This is a genomic window from Vicinamibacteria bacterium (genome assembly GCA_035620555.1).
In the GTDB taxonomy this organism is placed as follows: Bacteria; Acidobacteriota; Vicinamibacteria; order Marinacidobacterales; family SMYC01; genus DASPGQ01.
The window spans coordinates 1-9,719 of the sequence record DASPGQ010000799.1; the positions used below are offsets into that span (position 1 = coordinate 1).

The following is a 9,719-nucleotide window of genomic DNA, read 5'->3' on the forward strand; positions in this document are numbered from 1 at the left end:
CAGAACGACGCCGTAGTCGCGACGAGCCGCTTCGAGGGAAACGTAGCCTTCGATCACGTCGAAGCGCACGCGCTCGGGGTCGCGCTCGAGAGGATTTCCCCAGCCGCCGCCGCCCGCCGTCACCAGCATCGCCTCCGTGCCCTCGGGGACGGGATGTCTCGTGACGTCGACGTGGTGGTGCTCGGTCTCGCCCGGGAGCTTCATCAGGCTATCGGAAGGGAGGCCTTCCTTGCCGCCTTGCAACCCCCACGGGGGAAACGCGCGGCGTCCGGTGTCGGCAAGCGTCCAGCTACCCTCGGCGAGCCCGAGTACTTCCGTTCGCAAGCCGAGCCCTCCGCGAAACTTTCCCGGTCCTCCGGAGTCGGGCCGAAGCTCTCGTCGCTTGACGAGAACCGGCCATCGGAGCTCCATCTTCTCGATGGGTGCGTTGCGCACGTCGCCCTGACAAATCGATACGGTCGCGCACTCGCCGTCCTCGAAAGGCCGCCCTCCCCAGCCTCCTCCTTCGATGCTCTGGGTGACGAAACGCTTGCCGCGCACCGGGTCGGTCCCGAAGAAGACGACGGGCCCGCCGAGCACACCGAGGTGCGCCGCCGGTATCGCCTCGGGAATCGCGTCGGCGAGCGCTTTCAGAATCGTATCGACGACCGTCGGGAGCGCTCGGCCCCAGCCCGCCATCGCCGCGGGATGGGTCGCCATCATGAAATTACCTTCCTGGATCTCGACGCGAAGAGCGCGAAAGGTGCCTTCGTTCACGGGGAGATCGGGCGTGGTGATGGCCTTGTAGGCAATGACCGCGGCCGCGATGGTCCGCCCGTTGATGGGACCCCGTCTCTGGAGCGAGCATCCCGTCAGGTCGATGATCATGTCACTCCCGCGCACGACGACTCTTGCTTTGATCCGAACGGGCTCGTTGCCGTCGAGCGGATGACCTCCGAGCCGGGACTCGGCGGTGTACTCGCCATCGGGGAGCTTCGCGACGACGGCACGGCAACGCGCCTCGCTCTGATCGAAGATGCGCTCGATCGCCTCTTCCACGACCTCGCGGCCGTAGCGATCCACGATCTCGGCGATGCGTCGCTCCCCGAGCTGGCAGGCCGCGATCTGGGAGCGCAGGTCTCCCATCGAAGATTCGGGGAAGCGGATGTTGTCGCTCACGATCCGCCATACCTTGTCGTCGAGCCGTCCCGCTTCGTAGAGCTTGATCTGATCGAGCTGCAGGCCCTCCATCCACGGGTCCCGCGCGCTCGCCGCTCCGAACCCGGTGCTGAGACCTCCGACATCGATCCAATGGGCCCGCACCGCGGCAAAGCCGAAGAGCTCGTCTTCGCAGAAGCACGGCGTGTAGATGAGAACGTTGTTGAGATGCTGTCCCGCGACCCTTTGATGGTTGGTGATCACGACGTCGCCGGGCTCGAATGCGCCAGGCCCGTACCGCGCGACTCCGTCTCGGATGACGACTCCAAGGTCCGAGACGAAATGCGACACGCCTCCAACGTTTTGCGAGAGGAGCCGGCCACGGGTATCGAGAAGCGCGCAGCAGTAGTCGCGCACCTCGTAAATCATCATGTTGAAGGACGCCCGCTGCAGCACGTAGGACATCTCGTTTGCGATCGCCGGAAGCATGTTCCGGATGACTTCGAGAGTGACGAGGTCGATGCTCATTGCCGCGACCGAATCATACGCCGCTCTCCAGGGAGCCAACGCGAATGACGAGCTCGCCGCTCGGGGACACTCTGGCCGAATCTCCCGGGAACAGAAGGGTGGTGCTGCCATACTCCTGGATGACGGCGGGGCCCGAGAGCTCGAAGCCTTCGGGTAACCCGTCGCGCCGGTATACCGGACATGCGACGAATGTTCCGTCTTCGAGCACCACCGGGCGCGTTTCCGCCGGCTCGACTCGACCTCCCGGCGGCGGGGGTGAAAGCGCGAGGACGTCTCGGATCTCCCGGCGCCCGACCGCGGTGACGCGCAGATTCACGATCTCGACCGGCCGCTCGTTATCCCGATAGCCGAACTGGCGGTCGTGGTTGTCGTTGAATCGAGCACGGATGTTCTCGCGCTCGGCTCCGGCGAGCGCCCCGGGAGGCACCTCGATGGGGAGGGTAAACTCCTGCCCCACATAGCGGATCTCGAGCACGTAGCGAAACTCCATGGTTTGGCTCGAGACCCCTTCGCCCTGGAGCGTCCGCCGCCCTTCGTCGACGAGCTCTTTCGCGAGCCGAAGAAGCTCCCCGAGGTCGGCGGTATCGAGCTCCTGGTAGAACGTGCGCACGTAGTCGTGCTTCAGGTCGGCCAGCAGCATGCCGGCGGCGGAGAATTGTCCGGGAACGTTGGGCACGATGACGGTCGGGATGTGGAGCTCGCGTGCGACCTCCACCGCGTGGAGCGGCCCGGCGCCTCCGAACGCCACCATCGCGAAATCGCGGGGATCGTAGCCGCGCTCGACCGAGACCTCACGCACGGCCAGAGACATCTTCGTGACCGCAATCCGGATCACCGCGCGGGCCGCTTCGACGGGCGTCAGACCCAATGCCGCCGCGATCGTCGTCTCGAGGCCCCTGTGTGCCGCGTCGCACGCGAGCGTCATCTCGCCGTCGAGGAGGGCCCGTTCCGACAATCGCCCCAGCACCAGGTTCGCATCCGTGACCGTCGGCTCCGTGCCCCCTTGCCCGTAACAGATAGGACCGGGCTCGGCGCCCGCGCTCCGCGGACCAACTTGAAGAGAGCCAAAGCCGTCCACCCAGGCGATGCTTCCGCCCCCGGAGCCCACTTCCACGGTATCGACGACGGGCAGCATGACAGGCTGTCCGCTCGCGTAACCGCCGATGTGGTAGCCGTGAGCCATGCGCGGCTCTCCTCCCGTGACCAGACTCGTCTTCGCCGTCGTGCCGCCCATGTCGAACCCGATGACGTTTGTGTATCCCAGAAGCTTCCCCACGCGCGCCGCCGCCATGAATCCTCCAACGGGCCCCGATTCCAGCATCGCCACGGGGTGCCCGCCCGCCACGGCGGGAGTCATGACGCCGCCGTTCGACTGCATGATGAGAAACCGCCCGTCGAAACGCCGCGCGGCCAGCAGGCGCTCGAGTGATCCGAGATAGGCGCGAATGGGTGGGCCGATGTACGCGTTGATGACGCTCGTCGAGGTCCTCTCGTACTCGCCGTACTCGCGCAGCAATCGGTGCGACAGCGTCACGAACGCGCGCGGCACGACCTCAGAGAGAAGCTCACCCATCCGCTCCTCGTGGGCGGCGTTGCGCCAGGAGTGCAGAAAGCAGACGGCGACGGCTTCGACACCGGACCCTGCGACCTCTTCGGCGACCGCTCGCGCCTGCGCGTCGTCGAACCGCGTCACGACTCGCCCGTCCGGGCCGAGTCGCTCATCGACCTCGAAGGTGAGATGACGGGGCACCAGGGGCTCGGGCCGCTTGAAGAAGAGTTTGTATGCCTCCGGCCGGTTTCCTCTCCCGATTTTGTAGAGGTCGCGCGTTCCTCGAGTCACCACGAGTGCCGTGCGCACTCCCTTGCGCTCGATGACCGTATTGATGGCGATCGTCGATCCGTGGACGAAGTTTCGCGCCTCGGCGACGGAGAGCCCACTCTTCTCGAGGCAGCGAACGATGCCCAAAGTGAGCTCGGGAGGTGTCGTGGAGCTCTTGGTGCTCGTGACCCTGCCGGTGCTCTCGTCGTAGGCGACCAGATCGGTGAACGTCCCGCCGATGTCGACCGCGATGTCGAGCTTACGCACCGGGGCCGGTTCTCCACGAATCGAACCTGCCTTCGAGCATGCTCAGGCCTTGATGGAACAAGACGCCGAGTCCCACGATCACGACGAGTGAAGTCATCATTTCCGTCGTTCGGAGGAGCGAGCCGTAGTAGCTGATGCTGAACCCCAGTCCCGCGGTGGCGCCGAAGAGCTCCGCGATGACGACGCCGGTGAGCGCTCGGCCGACGCCGAGCCGGAGGCCCGCCATCACCATCGGGACCGAGGCGGGAAGCGCCACCTTCACGAACAAATCGCCCCTGCCCGCGCCGAGCGACCGGGCGGCCCGTACGAGGTTGGGATCGACGTGCTTCATACCGGAGAGCGTGTTCGTCATGATCGGCGGGAGGGCAAGGAGGAACGAGATCGCCGCCACCGTCCGGGGACCGAGCCCAAGCCACAAGACGAACAGGGGATAGAAGGCCACGAGCGGTGCCGCGTAGAAAAACCAGACAAAGGGGTCGAGCGCATACTCGAGCGTACGATACCACCCGGCCAGCATGCCCAGCAGGATGCCCAAGGCGATCGCCGATCCGAAGCCCACCATGAACTCACCGAGGCTCACGGCGAGATTGGCCGTGAGCTCTCCGGTAGCGATCTGCTCGACCAGCTCCCTGGCGATCGCCGTGGGTTGCGACGTGAAGAACGGGTCGAGCCAACCGACGAGAACACCGATCTCCCAAAAAAGGCTGAGAACCAGAAGCGTCGCGGCCCCGCGAAGCGCGCGGCGTCGGCTCACGGCTCGAGCCATTCCTCGAGCCGCCTCATGGCGCTCGTCAGTGCGACGCCGGCGCACGAGACCAGCAGCGTATAAAACAGGAGCTCGTCGATTCGAAAGGCGGCCCCCATCGACATGATCTGGTTCCCGACCCCGCGCTCGGATACGTACATCTCCCCGACGACGACGCCGAGGAGGCCGCGACCCATGCCGAGACGGATTCCCGACATGACGGCGGGGAAAGAGCCCGGCAGGAGGACCTTCAGGAGCACGTCCCGCTTTCGTGCGCCGAAAGCGCTCGCGGCAAGAAGAAGCGTCCGGTCGATTCCGCGCGGGCCGGCGGCCGTATTGATGACGATCGGAAGCAAGGCGCCGATGAAGACAACGGCGATTTTGGACGCCATGCCGATTCCCAGCCACACGACGAGTATCGGAAGGAGCGCCAGACGCGGGGCCGCGTAGAGAGCCATGATCGGAGCATCCAGGTAGTCCCGCGCGTCGCGGGAGGCGCCGAGGAGGAGCCCGAGCGGAACGCCAACGAGAATCGCGAGTGCGAGGCCGGCCGCGAGCTCGTAGGAGCTCACCACCAGGTGGCTCGTCAGGTTCCCGCTTCGCGCGATCGAGAGGCCCGCCGCGAGGATTCGGCTCGGCTGGCTCGTGAAATGCGGGTCGACGAGCCCGAGTCTCGGTGCGATCTCCCAGAGTAACAGCACCGTGCCGACCGAGAGCGTCGAGACGACCGGGCGGTGCATGCTTTTCGTCACTCGCCCGCTGTCCGTTCGGCTCTCAGATGGTCTCGGATCCGTCGCCGGTACTCGGCGAAAGCGCGCGTATCGGTCATCTCGATGCTTCGCGGTCGGGGAAGATCGACCGGAATGACTTCGAGTACCTTTCCGGGGTTCCTGGCCATCACGACGACCGTGTCTCCGAGGAGAAGCGCCTCGTCGATGCTGTGCGTCACGAAGAGCGCCGTCTGCTGGTTCGACTCCCAGATGCGCAGGAGCTCCGAGCCCATGATCTCGCGGGTCTGGGCGTCGAGCGCGCCGAAGGGCTCGTCCATGAGAAGGATGGCCGGGTCCACGGCGAGAGCGCGGGCGATCCCGACTCGCTGTTGCATCCCGCCCGAGAGCTGGTGAGGGTAATGGCCCTCGAAGCCGGACAGACCGACGATCTCGATGAACCGGCGCGCGCGCTCGACCGGATCGTCGGCGTTCCATCGCTGAAGCTCGAGTCCGAAGCGAACGTTGTCGAGTACCGTGCGCCAGGGAAGGAGCGCGAAGCTCTGGAAGACCATCGCTCGGTCGCGACCGGGTTTCGTGACCACGGAGCCGTCGATGACCACTCGGCCCGCGCTCGGCCGAAGGAGGCCGTCGACGGCGAGTAGGAGGCTGCTCTTGCCGCAGCCGCTTGGCCCCACGATCGTGACGAATCGACCCCGGTCGATCTCGAGGTGGAAATCCTGTACGGCGACGAAGGCGTCACCGCGAGGCGTCTCGTAGGAGATGGTGAGATGCTCGATGGCGATGTGGGTCAAGTTCTTGGTGCCCTAACGCGGCAGCCAATCATCCATCGAATCACGGAATCTCGGCGTCCAGTATTTTTCGAGGGGCCAGGGCTCGTCGAATCGTCCGGCTTCGCCGCCCATCTGGAAGAAGACCTCGAGCCCTCTCTCGGAGGGCAGACGTCCGTCTTCGTAGATGAAGGGGAGGATCGCGTCGTAGGTTCGCTCGGCGTACTCGGAGCCGGAGCGCGCTTCCAGGGTCCGGAGCGCACGTACCTTGTCGTTCTTCATGAGGCGCACGCCCCGGACGTGCGCTCGAAGAAGCGTCTCGAGGAGCTCGCCGTGCCCGGTGATGTAGGTTTCGGTCGCGAAGAAGACGTGGAACGGATAGTCCTCCGCCAGCGAGCGTTGCGTGAGCAGTAGCTTGTAACCCCGATCTTCCGCGATGAAAGTCTCGGGCGGATTGAAGATGTTGACGTCGAGCTGGCCAGCCTGCATGGCCGCGAGACGGGTTCCGGAGTCGCCTCCCTGAACGATTTGAACGTCGGCGTCGGGATCGATCCCGTTCGCGACGAGGACGTAGCGCGTCAGGAAATCGGTCGACGAGCCGTAGCGCGTGACGCCGAAGCGTTTTCCTTTGACGTCGTCGAGGCTCGAGATCGACGGGACGGCGTACCAGTCGAAGGCGGGCAGGTTGTACCCGGCCCAGAAGGCTTTGAGGGGCTGCCCCGCGGAGATGCCGACGGTGACGCCCGCGAGCGACGTAACGCCGACATCGATCGATCCCGCGACCACGCCACGTACCAGATCCGACCCGCCGCGGAAAACGACGAGCTCGACGTCGAGTCCTTCGTCCTCGAAATACCGCTCTTCGTCGGCGAGGTAGAGGGGTAGAAACGTGGATGCCGCCACGGGAAGTCCGATACGGACGTGCGTCCTGCCGTCACCGGAGGAGCCGCAGGCAGAAAGTCCGGTGAGGCCGCCGATCAGGAAAACCATGAGAAAGCGAGCGAGTGCGCTCACGCTTCGTCGTCTTTCTTGTTCGGTTGCTTCTCGCCCCGCGAACGGCGATAGACTCGGATCGTAGCGGCTCGTAGCTGGTACAAATTCTCCACGACTTGACGCGTGCTCATGAACTTCGTCTCGTCGTACGTCTCCTCGTGCACGATTTCTACGAGCTTTCGGCGGACGCTTCCCGTCAACGGCTGCTCCGGGTAGCCCACGGGGATGATCGTGTGCATCGTGAGGATCGGTGGCACGTTCAAGATCTGTTTGAACGGATCGGGGATGTGGATGGAGACCCACTGCGTCGCGAGACCGAGAGCGGTGGCGGCCAGGTGGATGTGCGTTTCCGCGATGGAGAGTGCGTCGGTCAAATGCGTTTGATGTCGTCCGGGTGTGCTCGCCCCCGAGACCGAGGCCAGCTGCCGCCGGCCGTCTCCGAGGACGACGATGAGCGCGGGCGCTTTCGACCAGCCCGGGCGGGCGCGGAGCGCTTCGAGCTGGGCCTCGACGTCCCCATCGAGACGGAAGCCGGGATGGCGCAGCTCGTAGGGAAAGCGCTGTTCGAGCCAGAAGTTCAGCTCGTTCATGTGGTCCTGGTACGCGCGGTAGAGCTTCGCGGTCGTTTCCGGATCGCGGACGACGATGAACTCCCAGGGCTGAGCGTTCGCTCCGGACATCGCCCAGCGCGCTGCCTCCAGAAGCTTCTCCACGTGGCCGTCGGGAATCGGATCGGAACGAAACCGGCGGCAGCTGTGACGGGCTTTGACCAGAGTCAGAAACGAATCGTAGGCTTCGGTACCACTCATGCGCGCCCGCATTCTACTCTCACAGCAGTCTCGCGCTCGTCGCCGTTTCGGTCAGGCACGTGTCACCGTACCAACCGCCCGCGGATGATTCCAGGTGGACCGCAACGAGGCGGCCGGGCTCGATGCGGGCGTCTCGAGGCATCATCCGGAAGGGGACGTCTCCCGAAAGGTCGAAGAGGACGACTGGCGCCGAGCTCCAATCCCTCAGGGCGTTGAAGAGCCTGGCCCGCGACTCATCATTGTGCCTGCCGACGGGCCGCGAGAGCTGCACCCAGTGCCCGCGATATTCGGATGCGACGACGACCGACGTGGAGGAATCGACTGGACGCGCCGAGGCGGGCCTCGGGGCCGACATGCCGTTCGTCACCCGAATGACGACGTCCTCCATCCCTTCGGTGCGAAGCGTCCGCTCGAGGCGCGCGACGAGCTCGTGCTCGGGACGGGTCTCGAGGTCCGCGATCGCCTCTTCGACGAGCCTTCGCGTCGCGGCCGCGGCGTCGTGGCGGATCGAAAGCTCCGTCGGGTCGGGAGCGCCGAGGAGGGTCTCCCACGGGATATCGGTGAGCTCGAGCCCCGCGTCCACAAGCGGGCGATACACGTCGTAAGGGAGCTTCGGCAGATCGAGCACTCCGATCCGAGACCACGCGTTCCTGGCGGCAAGGGTGACGAGATCGAAGCCGAAGCCCTTACTGTGTCGCAGCTCATCGACATAGGTGACCGTGCGAAGCCACGGATATACCCGGGGCGAGTTTCCGCAAAGCAAGATGGTGCCGCCGGAAACGGGAACGACGAGGAGCGACCGTCCCCAGTACGGCATGAAGTTCACGAGAGAGCGTGCCGGGTTCGCACGCCAGAGATCCGCGTAGGCGACGAGGGCAGAAATACCAAGCGACGACCCGAGGGAGCGGGCCCTCGCGAGGCGCCTGTCGAGCACCGCACGAGGCAGCTCGTTCTCGTCCCAGACAATCAAGCCGCGCTTCATGGTGCGGTATGAAAGAGCTTCTTCTCCGTCGTCGAGAGCGACTCGCAACCCTCCTTCGTGACGACGAGAGCGTCCCCGAAGACCATGTAGCCCACGGTCGGAAGATAGGTGTTGGGATGCGCGATGAGCACCATACCCTCCTCCACCACGGAGTCGACGTCCTCGAGAATCTGCGGCTTTTCGTCGACGAACCTTCCGAGCCCATGACCGCGAACCCGGGTGTACTCGGGTCCGGTATAGGCACCGAAGCCGGCCTCGCGGAAGACGTCGTTCTCGGCCCGGGCGACGTCGGAGACGAGAACGCCCGGCTTCAAGAGGTCTTCTGCCGCTTGCTGCGCCCGGCGGAAGATTTCGAAGGCCTCTTGTTGCGCCTGGCTCGGCGCGCCCACCACCAGGGTGCGACAGATCTGTGCATAGAACCCGTTCACTTGCGGCGTGAGCTCGGTGGCGACCAAATCTCCGGGAGCGAGCCTTTTCTCGGTGGCGGGCTTCATGCTCCGAACTTCGGTGCCTCCCGACGAGAGCAACATGAAATTGTCCTCGGCGCCTCGGGATTTTAGAAAGGCTTCGACCTCGGCGACGAGCGCGTACTCCGGGATCCCCGCTCGGGCGGCTTCGACGAACCTCGCATAACCCTGGTCGGCAAGCGCGGCGGCACGCCAGAGTGCGTCGAGCTCGTCGTGGGTCTTGACCATCCGGAGCCGCTCCAGATCGGCCGTGGCGGAATCCGGAACGCGCTTCGAGCCGAGGGCTTCCACGAAGCGGGTCTCCATGAGCTCGAGACCGCAGACCGCAGCGCGCTCGAATCGAAGCCGAGCGAGCGCATCACCAGGATCGGGCGCGAGAATGACTTCGAATGCCTCGTTCGAGCCCGAGCGGGCATGCGCCTCATCCCAGCGGTCGGAGACGACGACGAAAACGTCGTTCGAACGGGTGACGCC

9 protein-coding genes are annotated in these 9,719 nt (G+C 65.3%); all 9 read right to left on the reverse strand.

Annotation, left to right across the window (positions count from 1 at the left end):
- The coding region (locus VEK15_32125; protein HXV65387.1) for a hydantoinase B/oxoprolinase family protein at positions 1–1,665 on the reverse strand (1,665 nt) is incomplete at its 3' end.
- A 13-nt stretch (positions 1,666–1,678) separates the two neighbouring features.
- Positions 1,679–3,751, reverse strand: a complete 2,073-nt coding sequence (locus VEK15_32130) for a hydantoinase/oxoprolinase family protein (GenBank protein ID HXV65388.1) — start codon at positions 3,749–3,751, stop codon at positions 1,679–1,681.
- On the reverse strand, positions 3,744–4,505 hold the full coding sequence (locus VEK15_32135) for an ABC transporter permease (protein HXV65389.1): 762 nt from the start codon (positions 4,503–4,505) through the stop codon (positions 3,744–3,746). The genes VEK15_32130 and VEK15_32135 overlap by 8 nt, the downstream gene beginning before the upstream one ends.
- Complete coding sequence (locus VEK15_32140; protein ID HXV65390.1) at positions 4,502–5,236, reverse strand: ABC transporter permease; 735 nt, start codon at positions 5,234–5,236, stop codon at positions 4,502–4,504. The genes VEK15_32135 and VEK15_32140 overlap by 4 nt, the downstream gene beginning before the upstream one ends.
- A gap of 8 nt (positions 5,237–5,244) precedes the next feature.
- Positions 5,245–6,018: an ABC transporter ATP-binding protein gene (locus VEK15_32145; GenBank protein ID HXV65391.1), complete on the reverse strand. Its 774-nt coding sequence runs from the start codon at positions 6,016–6,018 to the stop codon at positions 5,245–5,247.
- A 12-nt stretch (positions 6,019–6,030) separates the two neighbouring features.
- On the reverse strand, positions 6,031–7,008 hold the full coding sequence (locus VEK15_32150) for an ABC transporter substrate-binding protein (GenBank protein ID HXV65392.1): 978 nt from the start codon (positions 7,006–7,008) through the stop codon (positions 6,031–6,033).
- On the reverse strand, positions 7,005–7,796 hold the full coding sequence (locus VEK15_32155) for a nitroreductase family protein (protein HXV65393.1): 792 nt from the start codon (positions 7,794–7,796) through the stop codon (positions 7,005–7,007). The genes VEK15_32150 and VEK15_32155 overlap by 4 nt, the downstream gene beginning before the upstream one ends.
- 19 nt (positions 7,797–7,815) lie before the next feature.
- Positions 7,816–8,778 (reverse strand): hypothetical protein, encoded by a 963-nt coding sequence (locus VEK15_32160; protein ID HXV65394.1) that lies wholly within the window; start codon positions 8,776–8,778, stop codon positions 7,816–7,818.
- Positions 8,775–9,719, reverse strand: a 945-nt coding sequence (locus VEK15_32165; GenBank protein ID HXV65395.1) for a Xaa-Pro peptidase family protein, incomplete at its 5' end; no start/stop codon positions are given. The genes VEK15_32160 and VEK15_32165, both read right to left, overlap by 4 nt.

Coding starts and splice junctions, on each gene's coding strand:
- VEK15_32140 (HXV65390.1), bottom strand. CDS start 5,236: ATGCACCGCCCGGTCGTCTCGACGCTCTCGGTCGGCACGGTGCTGTTA.
- VEK15_32160 (HXV65394.1), bottom strand. CDS start 8,778: ATGAAGCGCGGCTTGATTGTCTGGGACGAGAACGAGCTGCCTCGTGCG.
- VEK15_32155 (HXV65393.1), bottom strand. CDS start 7,796: ATGAGTGGTACCGAAGCCTACGATTCGTTTCTGACTCTGGTCAAAGCC.